This window comes from Geobacter anodireducens (assembly GCA_001628815.1).
Taxonomy (GTDB): Bacteria; Desulfobacterota; Desulfuromonadia; order Geobacterales; family Geobacteraceae; genus Geobacter; species Geobacter anodireducens.
Genome location: CP014963.1, coordinates 1,910,346 through 1,932,482 on the forward strand (window position 1 = coordinate 1,910,346; position 22,137 = coordinate 1,932,482).

The 22,137-nt window shown below is 58.9% G+C and carries 14 protein-coding genes and 3 pseudogenes; 10 read left to right on the forward strand and 7 right to left on the reverse strand.

Annotation, left to right across the window (positions count from 1 at the left end; translation table 11 throughout):
* Nucleotides 1–13 precede the first annotated feature (13 nt).
* Complete coding sequence (locus A2G06_08715) at nucleotides 14–961, reverse strand: uridine phosphorylase (protein ANA41638.1); 948 nt, start codon at nucleotides 959–961, stop codon at nucleotides 14–16.
* Between the two features lie 373 nt (nucleotides 962–1,334).
* On the opposite strand from A2G06_08715, the gene A2G06_08720 reads away from it, so the two are divergent.
* Complete coding sequence (locus A2G06_08720) at nucleotides 1,335–1,961, forward strand: hypothetical protein (protein ID ANA40364.1); 627 nt, start codon at nucleotides 1,335–1,337, stop codon at nucleotides 1,959–1,961.
* A 112-nt stretch (nucleotides 1,962–2,073) separates the two neighbouring features.
* Here the strand turns inward: A2G06_08720 and A2G06_08725 are convergent, their stop codons facing one another.
* From A2G06_08725 to A2G06_08740, 4 genes are all read right to left on the reverse strand, one after another.
* A complete protein-coding gene (locus A2G06_08725; GenBank protein ID ANA40365.1) occupies nucleotides 2,074–4,617 on the reverse strand; it encodes an aconitate hydratase B in 2,544 nt (847 codons plus the stop codon).
* A gap of 229 nt (nucleotides 4,618–4,846) precedes the next feature.
* Entirely contained in the window at nucleotides 4,847–6,097 is a 1,251-nt protein-coding gene (locus tag A2G06_08730) for a histidine--tRNA ligase (GenBank protein ID ANA40366.1), read from the reverse strand.
* A 42-nt stretch (nucleotides 6,098–6,139) separates the two neighbouring features.
* Nucleotides 6,140–7,516, reverse strand: coding sequence for a diguanylate cyclase response regulator (locus A2G06_08735; GenBank protein ID ANA40367.1), 1,377 nt, complete (start codon nucleotides 7,514–7,516; stop codon nucleotides 6,140–6,142).
* A gap of 60 nt (nucleotides 7,517–7,576) precedes the next feature.
* Nucleotides 7,577–9,967 carry a competence protein ComEC gene (locus A2G06_08740; protein ID ANA40368.1) on the reverse strand — a complete coding sequence of 797 codons (2,391 nt, stop codon included), beginning with the start codon at nucleotides 9,965–9,967 and terminating at the stop codon, nucleotides 7,577–7,579.
* Nucleotides 9,968–10,292: 325 nt separating this feature from the next.
* Here A2G06_08740 and A2G06_08745 point away from each other — a divergent pair, with 325 nt between their 5' ends.
* The 5 genes and pseudogenes from A2G06_08745 (at nucleotide 10,293) to A2G06_08765 (ending at nucleotide 16,854) form a co-directional block, all read left to right on the forward strand.
* Complete coding sequence (locus tag A2G06_08745) at nucleotides 10,293–11,555, forward strand: diguanylate cyclase (protein ANA40369.1); 1,263 nt, start codon at nucleotides 10,293–10,295, stop codon at nucleotides 11,553–11,555.
* Nucleotides 11,556–11,713: 158 nt separating this feature from the next.
* On the forward strand, nucleotides 11,714–14,188 hold the full coding sequence (locus tag A2G06_08750; protein ID ANA40370.1) for a hybrid sensor histidine kinase/response regulator: 2,475 nt from the start codon (nucleotides 11,714–11,716) through the stop codon (nucleotides 14,186–14,188).
* Nucleotides 14,189–14,216: 28 nt separating this feature from the next.
* A complete protein-coding gene (locus A2G06_08755) occupies nucleotides 14,217–15,266 on the forward strand; it encodes a two-component system response regulator (protein ID ANA40371.1) in 1,050 nt (349 codons plus the stop codon).
* 546 nt (nucleotides 15,267–15,812) lie between these two features.
* Nucleotides 15,813–16,331 (forward strand): annotated as a pseudogene (locus A2G06_08760) (YeeE/YedE family protein).
* A pseudogene (locus A2G06_08765) lies at nucleotides 16,328–16,854 on the forward strand (YeeE/YedE family protein). Before A2G06_08760 ends, A2G06_08765 begins: the two co-directional pseudogenes overlap by 4 nt.
* Nucleotides 16,855–17,655: 801 nt before the next feature.
* Here A2G06_08765 and A2G06_08770 read toward each other — a convergent pair.
* Both A2G06_08770 and A2G06_08775 read right to left on the reverse strand, forming a co-directional pair.
* Nucleotides 17,656–17,925, reverse strand: a complete 270-nt coding sequence (locus A2G06_08770) for a hypothetical protein (GenBank protein ANA41639.1) — start codon at nucleotides 17,923–17,925, stop codon at nucleotides 17,656–17,658.
* Between the two features lie 36 nt (nucleotides 17,926–17,961).
* Complete coding sequence (locus A2G06_08775; protein ANA40372.1) at nucleotides 17,962–18,903, reverse strand: fructose 1,6-bisphosphatase; 942 nt, start codon at nucleotides 18,901–18,903, stop codon at nucleotides 17,962–17,964.
* A 365-nt stretch (nucleotides 18,904–19,268) separates the two neighbouring features.
* On the opposite strand from A2G06_08775, the gene A2G06_08780 reads away from it, so the two are divergent.
* From A2G06_08780 to A2G06_08795, 4 genes and pseudogenes are all read left to right on the forward strand, one after another.
* Entirely contained in the window at nucleotides 19,269–19,688 is a 420-nt protein-coding gene (locus tag A2G06_08780) for a cytochrome B6 (GenBank protein ID ANA40373.1), read from the forward strand.
* Nucleotides 19,689–19,696: 8 nt separating this feature from the next.
* Nucleotides 19,697–20,800, forward strand: coding sequence for a cytochrome B6 (locus A2G06_08785; GenBank protein ANA40374.1), 1,104 nt, complete (start codon nucleotides 19,697–19,699; stop codon nucleotides 20,798–20,800).
* Nucleotides 20,797–21,607, forward strand: a pseudogene (locus A2G06_08790) (cytochrome C). Before A2G06_08785 ends, A2G06_08790 begins: the two are co-directional and overlap by 4 nt.
* A 280-nt stretch (nucleotides 21,608–21,887) precedes the next feature.
* Nucleotides 21,888–22,088: a hypothetical protein gene (locus A2G06_08795; GenBank protein ID ANA40375.1), complete on the forward strand. Its 201-nt coding sequence runs from the start codon at nucleotides 21,888–21,890 to the stop codon at nucleotides 22,086–22,088.
* Nucleotides 22,089–22,137 lie beyond the last annotated feature (49 nt).

Sequence of the window (22,137 nt, forward strand, 5' to 3'; positions counted from 1 at the left end):
CTCCCGACCTGACTCACACGGTTTCGCATTCCTTGAATGCCCGGAGAATGAGCCGGGCGCCGTCCAACACCTGACGACGGTAATCAGCCATGAAAACGCCGCTCGTGCGTTGATTGATCACCACACACACCGCAGCGGCGCGGTACCCCAGCCCGCCGAGAAAATGGAGGAAAAACCCTGCTTCCATCTCCATGTTCTGGAGTTCGAACCCCGGCCAGGGACTGGCAAGGTGCTCAAGGGCGTCGAGCAGATTCACGTGGGTCGTGCCGACACGTGCCACACCTCGCCCCTGTTCCGCAAAAAAACCGGCACTGGAGATGGTGAGGCCCCGGATCCAGGGCAACCCCAGGGTGCCCGCAGCGGCAGTGAGCGAAGCCAGCAGGCCCCGGTCGGACCTGGCGGCATAGGGGGCTATTCTGCCGGCAAAACGCGCACCCGGCAGTTCAGCGCCGGTCATGATGGAGCGTACCCTCTCTTCCAGCAGGGCACAGGCTTCATCGGGCAACGGGATGTCGTAGTACAGGGCGGTGTTGTCCAGCCCCACAACATAGTCGGTCAGGACCAGTGTCCCCACGGGTGTGGCCGGATTGAGCCCGCCGGATGTGCCGAGACGCACCAGGGTCAATGGTTGCCACTGCTCACGCCGGGTCATGGTGGTAAAATCCACCTCATTGAGGGCGGCCAGCTCGTTGAGGACGATTTCCGTTGATGGAGCGCCGATCCCCGACGTGACGAAAGAAACCCGTTGGCCGGTTTCGGCGGTCACACCGGTAATGGTGCGAAAGCCGCGGTGGAAACGATCCACCTCCCGTGTTGCCAGGAACGCCTCGGCCAGCACGGGGACCCGATCGGGATCCCCCACCACGATCACGTGCCGCGCCAACTCTTCAGGCGCCAGATCGAGATGATACACTCTCCCGTCGGCGACCGGCAGGTCATCCGGGTTCAGCCGATTGCCCATGCCCACCCCTTTCTTCGCGAACCTTGAGGTTACTGTATCGGCGAATTGCACAAAGGCAAGCCCCCTGCCGGCAGATTTCCGGTTCATGGGAGACGAATCCACCCCCGGTTCCTTGACTTGTACTTAAACAGCGATACGTTACACGTTACCAGTTATTGACACGATGGAATTCCGGGACAGCCGGGAAATCTATCACGAGGCCTGACCCGCAGCCCGCGCGTGTGGCTTGCCGCTTCGGGGTGTGCTTGCGGAAAATCGAGAGGAAAGACAAAAGACCGTACTGTCCATGCAACGATATTATCAGGTTATATCGAAGGATATTCCGAAGGGAACCCCCTTTGGTGAGGCTCTGCTATCACATCATGGAGGTTTCATGCGCTACCGTATCCTGTCCATTGCGATGGTGTACCTGCTCATTGCGCAGCCTGCCGCAGGCGCAGACGTGGGCGCCCTGGCCACATGCACCACCAGGGTCTTCAGCGAGATCAACCTGACCCGGAAGTGGTCCGGCAAGGCTCCTGCCGGGTGCACGGCCACAGTTGCCGTTGAAAAGCGGACGGACGGAATCTTCGTGACTGCCTGGGCCGTCGAGGCCACTGCCGGCGGATGGGTGCGGACCGCTTTGTCATCAGCAGCCGGCTATGCCGAGCTGGCCGACAAGAAGACGCTTGCCAGGGCCAACAGCGACATTATCAGCCGGGCCGCACGTCTCGGCAGGTGCCTTGATTCGATCAAGGCTGTCAATGACCCGCTGGAGTGCCGCACCCATGCCACCAAGTCCTATCTGGTGGACGAGGTGACCGGCACCGAGCACAACCGTCTCATCTGGCTCGACGACAATGGAAGGCACACCGTTGTCGAGTACAGTTTCGGCGACACGGAAGCAACGCCGACGCCTCCGGCCGATCTGTTCGAAGGCACTCCTCTCCAACCGGGAGTGATCATCCACCTGTACCGGGAAGTGAAGGCACTGCCTCCCCCGACACCTGATTTCACCTAATAAGACCCATGGCACGGTACATGAAAAGACCCCCGTTCGGGCATGTCTGAACGGGGGTCTTTTCATGTTATCCCCTCAGCCTTTCAGCCGCGGGTCCTTCTGAGTTGATGAACTACCGGTACTCGGGCATTTCGTCGAACTGCAGGTATTTGTAAATCGCATCCTTCTTCGGCTCCACCTTCTCCTTGATGGCGGCGAAATACTCCTCCTTGGTCGGAATGCGGCCGAGGTTGGTGCAAATGGCGCCGAGTTCGGCGGAGCCGAGGAATACCTGCGCCCCGTCGCCCATCCGGTCGTCGAAGTTACGGGTGGAGGTGGAGAAGACGTTGGACTTGTCGGGCACGCGGGCCTGGTTCCCCATGCAAAGGGAGCAGCCTGCGATTTCGATCCGGCAGCCCACGGCGCTGTAGATGGAGAAAAGTGCCTCGTCCTTGAGTTGCTGCTGATCCATGCGGGTCGGCGGGCAGATCCAGGTACGGACGCTCGGGTTGAACTTCTGGCCGCGCCAGATCTCGGCAGCGGCGCGGAAGTGGCCGATATTGGTCATGCAGGAGCCGAGGAACACGTCGTTGATCGGGGTGCCGGCCACGTCGGAGAGGAGCTTAACGTCATCCGGGTCGTTAGGGCAGGCCAGAATCGGCTCGGTGATTTCAGCCAGATCGATCTCGATCACATCGGCATAGGCGCCGGTCTCCGCGGCGTTTTTGTCGGCTTCGAGAAGCTGCGGGTTCTTCAGCCACTCGTTGACCGCATCGATACGGTTTTGGAGGGTCTGGGCATCCTGGTAGCCGTCAGCAATCATCTTCTTCATGAGGGCAACGTTGGAGCGCAGATAGGTGGCAACCGACTCCTTGGAGAGTTGGATGCAACCGGCAGCGGCTGAACGCTCGGCAGCGGCATCGGTCAGCTCGAATGCCTGCTCCACGGAAAGATCGGGCAGACCTTCCATCTCAAGGATGCGGCCGTTGAAGATATTGATCTTGTTCTTCTTGGGCACGGTCAGCTTGCCCTGCTTGATGGCCCAGTAAGGAATGGCGTTGACCACGTCGCGCAGGGTGATGCCCGGGTTCAGTTTGCCTTTGAACCGGACCAGGACCGATTCGGGCATATCCAGCGGCATGAAGCCCATGGCGCCGGCAAAGGCCACGAGGCCGGAACCGGCCGGGAAGCTGATGCCGATGGGGAAGCGGGTGTGGGAGTCACCGCCGGTACCGACGGTGTCCGGAAGCAGCAGGCGGTTCAGCCAGGAGTGGATGACGCCGTCCCCGGGCTTGAGGGGTACGCCGCCACGCTCGATGATGAACTCCGGCAGGGTCTTGTGCATCTTCACGTCCGCCGGTTTCGGATAGGCTGCGGTGTGACAGAAGGACTGCATGAACATGGGCGAGAGGAACTTGAGGCAGGCCAGTTCCTTGAGCTCGTCGGCCGTCATGGGGCCGGTGGTGTCCTGGGATCCGACCGTGGTCATCTTGGGCTCGCAGGCGGTGCCCGGCAGCACGCCGGTCACGCCGCAGGCCTTGCCGACCATCTTCTGGGCGAGGGAGTAGCCCTGACCAGGCTTCGGCTCAGGGTTCACCGGCTTGGTGAAGACATCGGTGTCGCCAAGGCCGAGGGCCTTGCGGGCTTTCTCGGTAATGGCGCGGCCGATGATGAGCGGGATGCGGCCGCCGGCGCGGAACTCGTCGGCCAGGGTGTTGGGGTTCAGTTTGAAGGTGGAGATGACCTCGCCGGCAGCGTTGGCAATTTCACCCTTCTTGGTGTTGATGGTGATCACGTCGCCGTCATTCATCTTGGTGACGTCGGCCTTGAGGGGCAGTGCGCCGGAGTCCTGGGCGGTATTGAAGAAGATCGGGGCGATGACGCCGCCGATGATGACGCCTGCGGTTTTTTTGTTGGGCACGCAGGGGATATCCTGGCCCATGTGCCAGAGGACCGAGTTGCAGGCCGACTTGCGGGAGGAACCGGTACCGACCACGTCGCCGACAAAGGCAACCTGGTGACCGGCGGCACGCCAGTCGGCAATATCCTTCAGGCGACCGGGGAAACGGGTCTTGCCCATGGCAAGGGCATGCAGCGGGATGTCGGGGCGGCTCCATGCGTCGCCCGCCGGAGAGAAGTCGTCGGTATTGATTTCGCCTTCAACCTTGAAGACCTTGACCGAGATGGTTTCGGGTACGCCGGGACGGTTGGTGAACCACTCGGCATTGGCCCAGGATTCCAGCACCTTCTTGGCGGCTGCGTTGCTCTTGCTGAGCTCAACTACCTGATCGAAACCGTCATAGACAAGGGTCATGCCGGAAAGGGCGCAGGCGGCCTCGTCGGCCAGGTCGGAGCTGTTCAGGGCCTCTACCAGGGGAGAAACGTTGTAGCCGCCGATCATGGTGCCCAGGATGCGGACCGCGTCAACCTTGGAGACGAGGGGGGATGTCTTGGTTCCGGCAAGGATCTCGGCCAGGAAGGCGGCCTTGACTTTGGCAGCGGGGTCGACGCCCGGGGAAACGCGCTCCTTCAGGAGGTGGAGCAGGAATTCTTCTTTGCCTGCCGGCGGGTTTTCCAGCAGGTTGCACAGACCTGCGGTCTGCTCGGGGTTCAGCGGCAGGGGGGGGATTCCCTGGGCCTTGCGTTCGGCTTCGTGGGCGAGATAAGCTTCGATCATAGTCCATTCCTCCTGTGGTTTTACTTCTTGAATAGGTCGTTATTTCGGGATGTTGATACGCTCTTGCCCCAAGGGGGAAATGGATACTGTATACAATTTTTACGCTGGGTTGTCAATTGCTTAAGTGGATTTAAGGAGTAATCATCCCGGGCTACCGGATGAGAAAAAAGAGCCGGGACAACGCGTATCGTCGCCCGGCTCCCTTTCCGCCCGATGCAGGTTTTCGTTCTTACGCCGTAATTGTTATGCGTGCGGCAATCTCTTCCGGCGTCAACGGGACTTCCGCCTGGACACCGGTGTCCATTGCCTTGAGCACGGCCGCCCCTTTTGCCAGCTCGTCGCCGCCGATGATCAGGGTAAAACGCGCATTGAACTTGTCCGAACGGCGCATCTGACTCTTGAGGCTCTTGCCTTCGTAGTCCATTTCCACGGCCACCCCGCTGCGCTGAAGGCCGCACATGAGCCGAAACGCCTCATTCTGGGCCTCCTCGCCAAGGGCGGCTATGAAGAGATCCGGGCGACGGGTGAAGTGCTGGTCCCCCAGCAGGAGGGCAATCCGTTCCACCCCCATGGCAAATCCGATACCGGGAATGGCGGGTCCGCCGAGGTCGGAGATAAGGCCGTCGTACCGGCCGCCTGCGGCAACGGCGCTCTGGGCGCCGAGCAGGCCGGTCACCAATTCGAAGGTAGTGCGGGTATAGTAATCAAGCCCCCGGACCATCCGGTTGTTGATGCTGTAGGCGGTGCCCGCCCGCTCCAGATGGCGCCGGGTGACGGCGAAGTGATCGTCGCAGCCTGCACAGAGGCTGTCGAGCATGGCCGGGGCGGTCGCGGTCGCCTCCTTGCAGTGGGCCGACTTGCAGTCCAGCGCCCGCAGGGGATTGGTTTGATAGCGGCGCTTGCAGTCGTCGCAGAGGCTGTCGAGCCGTTCCCGGAGAAAGTCGATCAGGGCCTGGCGGTAGGCGGGGCGGCATTCGGGGCACCCGAGAGAGTTGATCTGGAGTGTCGGTTCCGTCAGTCCCAGCTCTGCGAAATAGTGGCAGAGCATGGTGAGTACCTGGGCATCGACCTTGGGGTCGGTAACTCCGGTCACCTCGGCGCCGATCTGGTGGAACTGGCGGTAGCGCCCTTTCTGGGGCCGCTCGTAGCGGAACATGGGGCCCATGTAGTAGAGCTTTGCCACCGGATCCTGGGCATAGAGCTTGTGCTCGATGTATGACCTCATTACGCTTGCGGTCCCTTCAGGACGCATGGTTACGGCGTTCTCTCCCTTGTCCACAAAGGAGTACATCTCTTTTTCCACGATATCGGTGGTGTCGCCGATGGACCGTCGGAACAGTTCGGTTTTTTCAAGAATCGGGATACGGATCTCCGAAAAGCCGTAGAGACTGAAAACCCGGCGCGCCGTGGCTTCGATGTGCTGCCACCGCTCCACGTCCCCGGGAAGAATGTCGTTGAATCCCTTGATACCAGTGATCATGTACGCACCTACTCCTTTGATTGCATTGAAACACTCTCAAGGTCAACGGATTGCCGTTGCCCGGAATACACGGTTTTTGCCCTCTTCCTTGCCCCGGTACATGGCCTTGTCCGCCAGTTCGAGAAGCTCCATTTTGGACTGGGTATCGATGGGATAGCAGGCATAGCCGAGGCTTGCGGTGAGCCGTACATCGAGCCCTTCAGAGGCCAGGAAGTGGTGGTCCTCAATGGAACGGCGTATCCTTTCGGCCACGGTTGCAGCGCCCTTTTCACCGGTTTCCACCAGAATTATGGTGAACTCGTCGCCGCCGTAGCGGATGATGACATCGACCTCCCGGACCGACTTTTTGAGCAATTGCCCCACTTCATGGAGGACCTGGCTCCCGAAGAGGTGGCCGTGGGTATCGTTGACCCCCTTGAAGTGATCCATGTCGATGAAGATCATGGAAACAACCGAGCCGAACCGGTCCGCCCGCTTGAGTTCACGGTCCAGCGAGATATCGAGATAACGGTAGTTGAAGAGCCCCGTGAGTTCGTCGACATAGAGCATGTCGCGGGCGCTGGAGTAACGCAGGGCATTGTCAAAGGCAAGAGATGCCTGCTCCAGCAAAAACTGGATGCTTTTATGCTTGAACACGGCAGGAAACGGCTTGCCCTGGTCGTTGACCAGCAGAAGCACCCCCTGCAGAAGTGTCCGCTGGCAAATACTAACCACAAGGGCGCCATTGATTCCCGCCGCGCGCAGGGTACTGTCGGTAAAATAAGAGCCATCGAGCCGACGGAAGCCTCCTGCCGTCTCTGTCGCGTCACTGTAAAGGGCAAGGGCTTTTTCGGCAAGGGTCGATGCAACTTCAGGGTCAAGGCCCCTCAGCTCCTTGAGGGCGTGGGGTTCACTCTTTTCGGGAAACAGGCCGATGGCCCGCGAAACCCCGACCTCCTTGCAGAATGCATCGACCACCACGGCAGAGAGCCGCTCCAGATCAATGCAGTTTGCTATGTTCTGACCGACCTGAAAAAGATTCAGCAGTTCCTTTAGCTCGTAGTTCTCGTTGATGAGCCGCCGCTGCTCGAAGCAGAGGGCCACGGTATGCTTGAACTCATCATGATTGAACGGCTTGAGGATATAATCGCGGGCGCCGTTCTTGAGGGCGTAGACGGCCGATTCAAGATTGGCATGACCGGTAACGAGGATGACATCAACGTTCGGGGCTTTCTGCTTGACGCGGGACAACACCTCGATACCGCTCATCCCCGGCATGACCAGATCGGTGATAACGAGGTGATATTCATGCCTTTCAAGCCGCTTCAACCCCTCGGTGCCCGATGCCACGGTATCGACCTCGTATCCCTCCTCTTTCAGGAGATCGACGTACATCTGACGAAAAAAACGGTCATCTTCGACAACGAGAATCCGTTCCATGCACAGCTCCCGGGATAGTGGCAAATCTTTTCAAGACTATCAGATAATGCGGTCCACTTGTCAACGAAAATGCCCGTTCGCGAAGGTACCCACGTCCCACGTTTTCCCGGTGCAGATAACCTGCACCGTCCCATCCCGGTCAGTGCGATAGACATCGATCCCGCGTGTCTCCAGGCGGCCGAGCGTTTCCGGAGCCGGCAGGCCGAAGCTGTTCCTGCGCCCGGCGGAAATCAGGGCCACGTGAGGCGATGCTGCGTCGAGAAAGGAAGGTGATGACGAATAACGGCTTCCATGGTGCGGCACCTTCAGCACCGTGCAGCGCAGACGCGCCGGATCGTTCGCCAGGATGCCTTCGGCCGGTGCGCCGATGTCGCCGGTAAACAGGATGGATGTGTCGCCATGGACGAGTCTGAAGACCAGCGAATCATCGTTGTCGCCCCCCGTCCCCGTTCCGTTCCCGGGCGGCCAGAGCGGCTCGACCCGAGCTCCACCCACGGTGAACGGCGATGTTGCGGCGGACAGGTGCTTGACGGGAACTCCCCGTTGGGCCAGTCGATCCCGCAACTCTGCCAGGGACGCACTTTCCGTCGGCAGCCCCGTTTCCCAGAACTCGCCCACAGGCATTGCCGCTGCCAGATAGATGAGGCCTTCCAGGTGGTCGGGGTGAGGGTGGGTCAGGACAAGGTAATCGATGGACTCCACCCCCATGCTCCGGAGAGCAGGGACAAGGAGCCGTTCCCCCACATCGGTGCCGCCTCCATGAAGGGCTCCGCCCCCGTCCACCAGCATGGTCTTGCCGTGGGGAAGCGAAACGAGCGTCGACTCCCCCTGCCCCACGCTCAGAAAGGTAAGCACAAGCATGGCATCGCCTCCCGCCACGGCAGGCAAATGAAGGGTTGAAAGCACCACGGCGGCGATTCCTGCGGTCAGCATCCGCGCCCGCCGGCCGGGCAGCAGAGTCAATCCCAGCAGCAGGAGGAATGACACGAGCAGATCAGTCCTGGTGACGCTGTGAAGGGGGAGCGGGGGAATCCGTGCCAGAAGATCTATGATCCGGTTGGAAAGCGCTACGAGCCAGGACGCCGCCGTAATGAGCGGTCCGGCCGCAGCCGGGGCAACCGCAATGAGCGGCAGCGCGGCGAATCCGGCCACCACCGCTCCGTACCCCATCAGCGGGACGATGAAAACGTTGCTGATAATTCCCGCCGCAGAAGCCCGATGAAAGGCATATCCCACGGGAAGGATCGTTGCGAGGGTCGCCGCAGCCGAAGCGGCCAGCAGGAGGATGACGTTCTTTACGGCTCTGTTATCCAGCGTGCGCAACGGATGAATGAAAACGGGCGTCAGGACTACAAGTCCCCACAGGGCGAGAAACGACAACTGGAAGGAAATATCGAACAGCGACGGGGGATTGGCAGCGAGCATCGCCAGGGCCGCCATGATCAATACGTTGGCCGGGTCTGTTTCGCGTTCCAGCCAGAGAGCCACGGTGACAACGGCTATCATCAGCACCGAGCGGACCGTGGCTGGGGCGGCACCGGAGAGAAACAGGTAGAAGGTGACCGGAGGCAGTGTTGCCAGCAGTGCTGTCCGGCGCAGGTTGAGATGCAGGGCGAGGCGCTCGAAGCGACTGAGCAGCATGAGCAGGGACCGGTAGATGACCAGAGCAATAATCCCCACGTGGAAGCCGGAGATCGAGAGGATATGATTCACACCGGCCCGCGTGTAGGCCTCTTCCAGCTCTTTGGAGACGAATCCCCGCTCCCCCAGCAGGAGTGCCCTGAGTACGCCTCCCTCGCGGGGGGAATACCGGCCGATGACATCGCCGAGCATGGCTGCCGATCGGTCGAAAAAACGTTGCACCGGAAAGGCCACGGCCTGTCGCATCAGCAGAATATCATCGGCATGCCTGACAAACGCCGTGGCATGGATGTCCCGATACGCCAGATGACGCCGATAGTCGTATTCGCCCGGAATGCCGTAATTGAAGGGCTCCGCAACCGTGGCCCTGAACCGAACCCGATCACCGGTGAGAAATGGTACCATCCCTTCCTTCACATAGACCATGAGCCGTCCGCTGGCGGGCCGTGCCGAACCGTCAGCCATGACGGATTCGGCGGCAAGACGGAATTTCCCCTCACCGGGGCGGATGTCGGGCCGCGAATCGACAATGCCTTCGATGATTACCGCTCCGCGGCCGGCTGATCTGACTATATGGGTCGACAACAGCTCCGGGTGGAGAAAAGGGGCAAGAGACGAGGCTCCCCAGGCGAAAAAGGTGAGCCCAACAGCAATGGCCAGAGGAACTGCGCTCCTGAAGAAAATGAGCGCCGATGAGCCTGCCAGGCACAGCCAGGCAAGCCAGTAAGGGAGCGTCAGGTCAAAATGGTGCGTGGCGCAAAGCCCCCCCATCAGGCCGAGCAGCGGAATGAGAAAGGGGTGCTGACGCACTTGGCAGGCCAATCGTCAGTACCGCGCCGCGCCGAGAGGGTGCGCGGGGAGAGAGACAGGCCAGGCAACGGCAAGCGCCGCTGCTGTCCACGCAGTTGCTGCGCCATTCATCCCGGAATTCAGGTGCCAGGCGAGATCCATTGCACGCAACATGGGCTACCCCCCTGAAAGTTTTAGGTAATTTGGGCACCTTATAGCACAGCTTCCCCAATTTGCCAATTGGCATCGGGATGTTATTACTATATACATAGAGACAATGTCCGGGATATCAGAAGACGTTTGCAGCGTGTCGCCAGTGCCGAAGCCCGGCACCGTGGAGCTATTCTTGTCACCTCCACTTCGCGTACTCATCATTGAAGACTCGGAAGACGATTATTTCTTGCTCGTGAGGGCTCTCAAGCGCGAGTTTGATATCGTCACCGAGCGGGTTGATTCGGAAGAGTCGCTCCGCGCCAATCTTCACGACAAAAGATGGGACATTGCGCTGTCGGATTATTTCATGCCCCAGTTCGATGCCTTGGCAGCCTTGACCCTTATTCAGGACATGAACCTGGATATCCCCTTTATCATCGTCTCGGGCAAAATCGGCGAATTTGAAGCGGTCAAAGCAATGAAAGCGGGCGCCCACGACTACATCATGAAGGGCGATTACACCCGCCTGATTCCCGCTATCCGCCGGGAACTCCGCGAAGCCGTGATCCGGGAGGAACAACGTCGGACCGACCACGAACTCCGCGAACAGCTCCACTTCCGGCAGGCACTCATCGACGCCATTCCCGCTCCGATCTATTTCATGGATACCTCGGGAATTTTTCTTGGCTGCAACAAGGCGTTCGAGACATTTTCAGGGCACACTCAGGACGAAATCATCGGGAAGACAATCTATAGCCTGATGCCGCCCTCACTTGCAAAGCACACTGACAGTGCGGACAAGGAACTGTTCGAGCACGGCGGCATCCAGATCTACGAGAGCGCCATTTCCTTTGCCGACGGCGCGCTCCATGACGTGATCTTCTATAAGGCCACGTTCACCACAACTGAAAAAAAAATCGGCGGTCTCGTTGGAACCATCCTCGATATCACCGAAAGGAAGCAGACCGAGGAGAGGCTGCGGTACATGAGTACCCACGACCCGCTGACGGGGCTCTACAACCGGGCCTATTTTCAGGAAGAGATGGAGCGGCTCGAGCAGGGGCGGCAGTTCCCGGTCAGCGTGGTCGTATTCGACGTGGATCGTCTGAAATTCGTCAACGACAGCCAGGGACACGCTGCAGGGGATGAATTGCTGATTCGGGCCGCCTTGGTGCTCAAAGGCGCCTTCCGTGCCGAGGATGTGGTGGCAAGGATAGGAGGAGATGAATTCGCCGTTCTCCTCCCCTCCGCAGACGCCGATGTAGTGCAGGAAGCGCTGCGGAGAGTGGTCGGCAAAATAGAGCAGGGCCAGACAGAGAACCATCCTGTCGCCCTCAGTATCTCATTCGGCGCTGCAACGGCCAGCAAGGGAGACCGCCTCGAAGAAACGCTCAGGCTTGCCGACCACAGGATGTATGAAAACAAGTTCAAAAAAAGCTGCATGCTGCCTGCATGAATCAGTCTCATGCAGCCCCCCCTTTCACTGTCCTGCCATATAACCAGCTACCGGGCCATGCAAAGGGACCGACAGTGCTAAACGTATCCCGTTTTTTGCCGATGAGACATTAAGAAACAGTCCATTCCGGGACTGTTTACCGAAACGGAGCACGAATTATGGAGTTGCCACCCCTGCGCGTGGTGATTGTTGATGACTCTTCCCTTGACGCCGAACTGATCCTCAGGGAACTTAATCGCGGTTTTGCGACTGATTTCGTGCGCGTGGACACCCCCGGCGGCATGAGCGCCGTCCTTGAGGCCGAGCCATGGGACCTGATAGTCTCAGATTATTTCATGCCCCAGTTCAGTGGACTCGATGCCATCGCCCTGCTGAAGAAGCTCAACAAGGACATCCCGATCATCATCGTCTCCGGCAAACTGGGTGAAGATGCTGCGGTTGAGACCATGCGCGCCGGGGCAAGCGACTACATACTGAAGGATAATCTTGCCCGCCTGGTGCCGGCCATCCGCCGGGAAATGAATGAATTATCGGTCCGTCGGCAGAAAAAGAGGGCAGAAGAAGAACTCCGCAAACTTTACCACGCCGTTGAGCAGAGCCCTGTTTCGATTGTCATTACCGACCGGGAAGGCACCATCGAATATGTTAACCCGAAATTCAGCAAACTGACCGGATACGAATCCCATGAGGCCATTGGCCAGAATCCCCGCATCCTTAAATCGGGAGAAACTCCGGCCGAGGAATATCAACGCCTCTGGGAGGCCATCACAGCGGGGCATGAATGGCATGGCGAATTCCTCAATAAAAAGAAAAACAGCCAGCTTTTCTGGGAACGGGCATCCATTTCCGCCATAAAAGACGAAACCGGAACGATAACCCATTTCGTCGGGGTCAAGGAAGACATCACTGAACAGCGCAGGATAAAAGAAGCGGAGCGCCGCAGTTGGAAGCTCTCCGAGGCCATGGCATCTGCGAGCCTTTGCTTTCTGGAAACCGAGAACATCAGCAAGATGGCCCAGATACTGGTTGACCGCTGCGTCGAAATCACGAATGCGTCCTTCGGCTTTTTGTATGAACTGGTATTCGGTGGCGATGCGCGGATCCTCGCCGTGTCGTCCAGGACGGCCATGGCTGCCGGAGGCCTCTGCGCCCAGGTAAAGGGACATATCGAGCGGGAAGGTTTTTTTCTCGTCGCCCCCGGCGACGGCCTCATGTTTGAGCCGGTCAGGGCCGGCGCGACCGTTCTCACCAACAATCCCGCGACCCTGGATCACCTCATTTGCCGCGACAGCGGAAACTTCGGCCGGATCAATTCGTTTCTCGGCACCCCGCTCAAGGTGGGCAGCCGGGTCGTCGGCATGATCGGGCTCACTGACCGGCCGGATGGCTTTACTGAAATGGAGCGCCGGGAAATCGAGGCATTTGCTCAGACTGCAGCGCTTGCACTGCACAGCGCCAGGGCCGAGATCGAGCACAAAAAGGCCATGGACCAGCTTCGCCAGGCTCAAAAAATGGAGGCCATCGGCCAGCTCGCCGGGGGCATTGCCCATGACTTCAACAACCTGCTGACCGTCATCAACGGCTACAGTACCCTGCTGATCCATGAAATGCCCAACGACTCGCCGTTCAGGGGAGAGGTCGAGCATATCCTGCAGGCCGGCGAACGGGCGGCGGACCTCACGCATCAGCTCCTTGCCTTCAGTCGGCGCCAAATCCTGGAGCCCAAGCACATCGACATCAACCACCTCGTGAAAAATGTCGAAAAGATGCTGAAGCGGCTCATACGAGAGAATATCCTCCTCACGGCCCGCCTCGCCGAACAGCTTGGCACCGTAAAGGCGGACCCGGGCCAGGTAGAACAGATCATCATGAACCTCGTGGTCAATGCCCGCGACGCCATGGAGGAGGGTGGCATCCTCACCATAGAAACAGCGAACGAGGAACTGGACGGCACGTTCGCCATGAACAACCCCGGGGCGGTACCGGGGTGCTACGTCATGCTTGCCGTAACAGATACCGGCGTCGGCATGTCGGAGGAAGTGCGCCGCAAGGTTTTCGAGCCGTTCTTCACCACCAAGGCGCAGGGCAAGGGAACCGGCTTGGGCCTCGCCACGGTCTACGGCATCGTTAAGCAAAGCGACGGATACATCCAGGTGTTGAGTCAGCCGGGCAAAGGATCGTCGTTCCGGGTTTTCCTGCCTCGCGTCCAAGGCAAAAACGAGGGGGACGACCTGCTGGACGATGCGCCTGAGACATTGGGGTCGGAAACCGTGCTTGTGGTCGAAGATGAGGAGGGGGTCCTCAATCTCGTGGTACACACCCTCTCTGCCCGTGGCTACCGGGTGTTCAGTACGGCGTCCCCCGCCGAAGCCATGGAGATATTCAGCCGCGACCGGGAACGGATCTGTCTCCTTGTGACCGACGTGATCATGCCGGGAATGAGCGGCCCCCTCCTGGCAGACAATCTCAGGGAACAGCGAGAAGACCTCAAAATATTGTTCATGTCGGGGTATACTGATGACACCGCAATCCCGAGCGAGGCATCGGATGAACACACATCCTTCATTATGAAGCCGTTCACCCCGGATGCGCTGGCCGGCAAGGTCCGCGAACTGCTCGGCACGGTATCGTGATCATACCGGCGTACAGGAGGAAAACCACATGAAAGCCACAATCCTGACGGTCGACGATGAGGAGATGATCAGGGATCTGCTGGTGACGGCGCTGTCCCGCGAGGACTATAACTGCTTCCAAGCCGGAAGTGCCGAAGAGGCACGGGAGGTGCTGCTGAACAACCGGGTGGAACTCGCCCTGTTGGACATCATGATGCCTGGCACATCCGGGGTCGATTTGCTCAAGGAAATAAAGAAGATCAGCGCTGACACGGTCGTACTGATGGTAACCGCCATCAGCGACATGGAAACGGCCATGCGCTGCATTCATCTTGGCGCCGATGACTACATCCTGAAACCCTTCGACATCGAGCGGGTTCTGCTCACCATCAAAAACTCACTGGAAAAACAGCGACTGCTGATCGAGAACCGGGAGTACCAGGCAAACCTTGAGAAAAAGGTCCTGGAGCAGACGGGGCAAATCCGCTCGGCCATGGAGGAGCTCAACCTCACCTACGACCACACGCTCACAACGCTCGTGCGTGCGCTGGATGCCCGCGAAAAGGAAACCGGATCCCACTCGGAACGAGTCATGAACTACACGACTCTCCTCGCGGAAACCATAGGGATTCGTGCGGCAGAGGTGGCGATCATGGCCCGGGGCGCGCTCCTGCACGACATCGGCAAGATCGGTGTTTCCGACAACATACTGCTCAAGCCGACAAAGCTCGACGAGGCTGAATGGCGCCACATGAAACAGCACCCGCAGATGGGATATGACATCCTCTCCGGGATCAAGTTCCTCAAGGCTCCGGCGGAGGTGGTCTACGCCCATCACGAGCGCTACGACGGAACCGGTTACCCCAAGGGGCTACGGGGAAGCGAAATCCCGCTCGGTGCCCGGATATTCTCTCTGGTAGACACCCTTGACGCCATGACGTCGGACAGGCCCTACCGCAAAGCTCTGCCGTTTGCCGCAGTGCTGGCCGAAGTGGAGCGCTGCATCGGCAGCCAGTTCGATCCCTCGATTGCCGCGACGTTCCTGTCCATTCCAAAGGAAGAATGGGAAAAAGCGGGCAAGCGGCAGTTTCTGGACTAGGGGATGCCCGGTACGCTCTGCCCAGATCATCCCGGAATCCGTAACAGGGCTCCCTTTAAGGCGGCGGACCGCAAGTACGATTCACAACCAACCGCACGGGGCACCGGCTACCGCACTTCCGAGCGGGCCAACCTGTCGCGCAGGGTATTGCCGCTGATGCCGAGCAGTCGGGCCGCCACTACCCGATTGTTGCCGCATCGCTCAAGGGCCAGCCGGATCAATGCTCCCTGCTCTTCCGGCACAGGGTGTCAAGCTCCTGCTCAAAAACCTTCCTGAAAAACCCGAAGCAATCGTCACCAACACCTCCCTCGCCCTTTCGCGGCAGCACGGCAGCGGGCAGCGCGGCGCAAAGTCCTCGGCATGAGAAACTCTCCCTTGCAGCGGACCGTTGCCGATCTTGCATATCAGAGAAATTCACCTTGCGAATTATGGGTGTCCCCTTTACGTTCCCCTTCTCCGGCCGGTTGCACTGTGCCTTTCTTCTGCTATACTGACACACACTCAAACATTAAAATTTCTAATGAAATAACGCGAAGGAGGGACATCGTGGCCAATGACGGAAGACCCTGGAGCCCCTATCTGGCAGGAGCGTTGGCGGGGGTGGTAAGCATCGGCTCGGCCTGGTTTGCCGGCAGGCTGTTCGGCGCCTCAAGTACCTTTGTCCGTACCGTCGGTCTTATTGAACAAGTGATCAGCCCGGAACGGGTGGCGCAGATGGAGTACTTTCACAAAGTGGTTCCCAAAGTCGATTGGCAAACCCTGTTTGTGGTCGGCATCTTTATCGGATCGTTGATCGCTTCCATCGGAGACGCGTCGTTCCGCTACCGGGGGGTTCCGCCACTCTGGGAGCGCAGGTTCGGGCCAAGCGCCCTCAAACGGGGGGTCGTCGCCTTTTTGGGAGGGACGGTCGCCATGTTCGGCGCCCGCCTGGCCGATGGCTGACCGAGCGGCCATGGGCTGAGCGGTTCGCTCCAGCTAGCAATAAGCGGCTACATCTCACTGGCCTTTTTCTTCATCGGCGGCATCATTATGGCGCGGTTGCTGTACGGTGGAGGTGACCAATGAACGACTTACTCTACGGCCTGATTACCGGCCTGCTGTTCGGCTTTTTGCTTCAGAAAGGACGGGTGCTGCGCTACGACAAACAACTGGGCGGCTTGCTGCTGAAGGACATGACCATCGTCAAGTTCATGCTGTCCAGCATCCTGGTAGCCATGGTGGGCACCCATCTGCTGGTGGATCTTGGCGTGATCCGGCTATCGATCAAGGCCACCATCCTGGGCGCCAACATCGGCGGCGGCATCATCTTCGGCCTGGGCTGGGGGATGTTGGGCTACTGCCCTGGCACCTCGGCCGGTGCTTGGGGGAAGGGCGCTGGGACGCCCTGTTCGGCATCTCCGGCATGCTGCTGGGGGCGGCGCTGTATGCCGAGGCCTTCCCGGGTCTGAAGGATACCGTGCTGACGTGGGGCAATCTGGGCGAAATCACGTTGCCGCAGGTTCTGGGGGTCAACCACTGGCTGGTCATTATTCCTCTGTCAGTGCTTATTTTGCTGCTGTTCCGCTGGTTTGAAAAAAAAGGGCTCTAGCCCCGCAGCCGTCCTGCAGGAACAGGGCGGCAAGGTTTGAGGTAAACCGCGCAGGATCACGACGATCAATCGGTGCAATGGCAGGTGCCGCGTAAACTTCTGAAACCGTAAACGTCGCACCACTCTGCCAATCTCCCAACCAACGGGGTACGGGAACGAGGTGTAGAGCTGCAAGTCGCCTTCGTAGAACGGTTTCTGCCACCTCGTCGCCAAAGACCGGCAGAATAGCCCAGAGGAGCTTTCTGATAGTGAAGCCGCACCCCGCAAGGAGGGCGTTGATGCTATCGCCTTCTTTGCCCTTGAGGCAGTTGCGATCCATCCGGTGATCCTTCTTGGCGTGGCCGATGATCGATTCGATGCCGCTACGTCTTCGACACCATTTCCATCCGCCGGTCTTCGTGATCTTCTTTTTCTTTTTGCCCAGTACTGTCGAGACTCCCTTGTACCCCTTGTCACAGTAAACATGCGTGGGGCGCCAACCGCTGACTGCCTGGACTTGATTTTGAGGGTGTGCCCGTCACACGGATTACTCAACCAACTGAGCCTGATTGCGGTTGTATGAAATCATCGGATTTTGAGCGTATTGATTCAATTCCCGGCGATTCCACCACACAACAACTACAAGTCATGTCAATAACCTCATTTGGTTACGCTTTCCCGTGACGACTGCAAGGTACCATTGGCTTTGTATTTACAATCCAATTGCAATATTCAGCAATCATAATAAGTTACACATATCATTAAAAAAGGGGCCTCCGATATCGGTAGGCCCCTCTTGCTGCATACAGGTGCGCCAGCACACTACTCTTCATCCTCTTCGCCATATTCGTCGACGCCGAACGCTTCGTCATAGCCGAGGTCATCGGCCCCTTCAGCATCGTCGAGCTCCTCGGCGAAATACTGCTCGGGCGAGCGGTCATCATCCGCAATGGCCTCGAACCGTGCCAGCAGGTCCCCCTTGGTGCAGTAGCGTCCATCGCGATGACCGCACACATCGGCGGCACCCTCCTCGCAGAGGTCGAACAGTTGGATTTCCGAGCAGAGTCTGGGCTGCTTTTGGTTCTCTTCCATGGTCATCACCCTCCTGGTTGAAAACTGCGGCATGGGTTAGCCGCCCATGAACTCCATGGCCGTGGCCACGTCATTGGAGCATCCGATGAAGATGGGAGCCCGCTGGTCAAGAGATTGCGGCTCGATGTCGAGTATGGGGGTCCTGCCGTCAGTGGCCGCCCCCCCCGCATTTTCGATAAGGTAAGCCATGGGGTTCAGCTCGAACAGTACGCGCAGTTTGCCGTTGGGCGAACCGTTGAGGGCAGGGTACATGAAAATCCCCTTCCCCTTCATCAGCACCTGGTTGATGTCGGGGACAAAACCGCCCGAATAGCGAAGCTTGGATCCCTTGCCTTCCAGGTGCTGCACGAATTTTTCCGTTTCAGGCAGGTATTTTTTGCGCAGTCCGCCAGGGGAGTAGATGTCTCCGTCCGGCTTCATGGTGACGTTCTCCCGGCTCAGGGTGTACTCCATGAGATGGTTCATGGTGAACTCGTGAACGCCTTTGCCCACGGAATACACCAGCGACACACGGGGGCCGTAGAGTATGTACATGGCTGCCACCTGGTTGCGCCCCTTCTGGAGCAGGTTGCACCCTTCGTAAATGGACACGATGGTTCCCACGGCAAGGTTCACATCAACGAGCGACGAGCCGTCGAGGGGGTCATACGCCACCGAGTAGAGACCGTCGGCGTCGGCCTGGGCCTGGAAGATCTCGTCCATCTCCTCGGATGCAATGTTGCAGACAACCCCCGAATGGATGAGCCGTTTTCTGATGATCCGGTCCGAAAGCACATCCAGGGCCAGTTGCTCCTCGCCGTAGAGGTTAGAAGTACCGGCCACGCCGAGATCACCGGTGCGTACCGCGTTGATCACATACTTGCTTGCCTCGGCAATCTCGCAGATCAGGTGCACGAGGTTATCGCTGATATCCTGATTGCGCAGATGACGGCGTAGGTCTACCTGGAATTTCGTCTTGCCCGGCTCGCTGAACGACATTCGCATCCTCCTGTAAGTATCGAATAGGTGAAAACGCTCAAAGATTACATGTAAACATGGCGTAGAATCAAGCGAAATGTAACCTCTCCGAGCCGTGTCGCCATGGGGCAGGCAGGTACATGCGATTGCAAAGCGGGGCTCAGCCGCTATACTAAGAGCTTGTTCGCAACTAATTCATTGCATGGAATCGCTCCCGCTGCGAGGTAGATGCTGCCGGGCCGTTTGAGTGCAACCGCAGGCGCAGCAGGGTTGCCGCAAGGGGTGCGAGGATCAACATGCTGTGACCGCGGGAGGCGCGCCGTGAGAGCCCTGGTTGCGGACACGATCTAAAGTATAAAGCGCGAAACCGATCTGATGGAGGTTCCATGCAGACCAGCACGAGACGGACGTTTCTCGGATATTGCCTTGGCGCCATCGCCATTGCGGGGGGTGCAGCGGCCACTTATCCCGTGTTCCGCTATCTCGCCCCTCAGGGAGAGAGCGACAGCGGCTACAGAGTGACCTTTCCCGAAACGGAAATTCCGCCCGATGGGGCAAAATTCTTCGACTACCGCGGCACGACCGGTGTCATCGTAAAGACGCGGGCAGGCGGGCTGGTGGCCCTGTCCGCCGTCTGCACCCACCTGGGGTGCATCGTCCAGTGGGAAAAGGAGAAGCAGGACTTTCTCTGCCCCTGTCATGGCGGCCGTTTCAGTGCTGATGGATCAGTCCTTTCGGGACCTCCACCCAAGCCGCTCGCCCGGCTTCCTCTCGCCGTGGAAAACGGCATCGTTACCATCGGATAGGAGGCCACATGTCGCTGCCGGACAAACTCCGAGAATGGTTCGAAGTGCGCCTCGGTATCGCAGAACTGGTTGAGAAACGCCTGACCGGCTATCTGCTGCCCCGCAACATCAATGCCTGGTACTCACTGGGAAGCGTCCTGCTGGTAATCTTCGGCATCCAGGTGGTCACCGGCATCCTGCTTCTCATCTACTACGTTCCTGACGCGGACAAGGCATTTCGCAGCGTCACCGCCATAATGAACGACGTTCCTTTCGGGTGGCTCATCCGGATGTGCCATGCGGTCGGCTCAAACATGATGGTGGCGGTGCTGCTGCTCCACATGCTGTCGGTCCTGTTCATGGGGAGCTACAAGCGGCCGCGGGAGTTGAACTGGCTCACTGGATTCATCCTTTTCAACCTGGTATTGGGAATATCCCTGACCGGCTACCTCCTCCCCTGGAGCCAACTCTCATTCTGGGCAACCACCGTGGCCACCAACAGCGCCGGCGCCATACCGGTCATCGGCGGCTACCTGGTGGAGTTCCTGCGGGGCGGCAAGCTCGTCGGACCGCCGACCCTCGGCCGATTCTTCGCCGTCCACGTGGCGCTGTTGCCGCTTCTTATCGCCGCGCTCATCGGAGCACACCTCTTTTTGCTTGAGCGGATCGGCGTTTCCACGCCTCCCTTCGGCCTCGCCGATACGCGCACCCGCTGGGCCGGGGACCGGTTCCGCCATGAATCCCATCCGGACGGCATCCCGTTCTACCCCACCTACCTGCTACAGGATGCGACCTCTATTTTCATCTATCTTGCGATATTCTTCGGGGTGGTATTCTTCAACCCCTACCTGTTCTTCCCCCCAACCGCCTTCATTCCGGCCGACCCATTCAAGACCCCGCCCCACATCAAGCCGGAATGGTACTTCCTGGCAAACTATCAGACCCTCAAGGTCTTTCCCAACGAGTTGCTCGGCCTCATGGTTCAGGGGGCTGCCATGAGCTTTCTGGCCCTGCTCCCCTTTATCGACCGCAGCGCAGAGCGGCACCCTCTCAAGCGGCCGCTTTTTCTCGCCTGCTTTATCGGCGGCATCTGCGTTTATCTTGCCATGGCCATCTGGGGGCACTACTCATGAGATTCGCGTTCTGTTCACGAACCGGAGTCCCTTTCACGCTTTCGATCCTTGCGCTCTTGGTTGCGCTCCTGGGACCACCGTGCGCCCATGCCCTTGAGACGGTCTGCATTCAGTGCCACGGCAGCCAGCCGGGCAAAGGCGGCGTGCCGGTGGGACAGTGGCGCGGCAGCATCCATGAGGAAAACGGCATATCGTGCCATGACTGTCACGGTGGAGATCCCCGCGATGCGGTCAATGCCATGAGCTGCCCGGGGTTTCATCGGTGCCCCGACAGAAAAGCAGACTCCGGCATTCTGTGGTCGATGCCATGTGGGAATCGCGGAAGATTATCTGAAGAGTGCCCACGGCAAAGCGCTCGGTACCGGCGGTCCCACCTGTGTCACCTGCCACGGCTCACACAGCGTGACGGCTGCCACCCTCGACATCATCAATGAGAACCGCTGCGGCATGTGTCATTCCTATGAACGGGCCGCGGCAATCAAGGATGCCATGACCCGGACCGAGGCCATGATTGCGGGCATAGATGCGAAGATCCGCCTGCTCAAAGGGGAAGGAGTCGACACGGACAGCAGGGAAAAAAGCCTGTTCGCCCTCCGCAACACCTTCCGCCGCCTCTTTCACGAGATCGACACTACCCACGTCGAGCAGGAATCGGGACGGATCCGCACTGAACTCAGTGCCATCGACCAGTCCCTGGCACAATACGACCAGGCAAAGCAACAACGCAAATTCATTGGTGCCCTCGTGGTCGGGGCACTCCTACTGGCGGCGCTTTTTTCCCACCTTCTCAAGAAAACCTGGAACTGATCCTCATCAATAGCAGATCTGTCCGGACCATGCGCCCTGCAGTCCGGGCCGGGCAGATCTGCTTTTCCGCACACTTCTTGCTACTCATGATGCACAGTTAATTCGCACTAATTTTTCCCTTTACTCCCGAATTCTTTTTATGTATACATAGCTCCGTCGTTCAATGAAGTTGGGAAATGGAGGTGACGTAACGTTCAGCACCATGCAAGCCGGATGACGCTCCGCATGGAGTGCACGACATCAACCTACCCCTCGAGCCGATACGCTAAAGGAGGAACACATGGTTGTACTTGTACGCTGTATTGACGACACCATCACCGTTGCACTGGAAGCACATCTGAAGCAGTTGATCCGGGAGGGAAGCATCACGTCGTTTCTCCGGGCCGGAGAATGGGTCGACGCAGTGGCTTCGCCTGAAAGAAAAAAGCGCCCCGCCGCCCTCAACAAAGCACGCTACGTTACTCTCATCTCGGGATTTTGAGCAGCTCCTGCCCTCCACACACCGGGTACGGGCAGTTATTCATACGGAC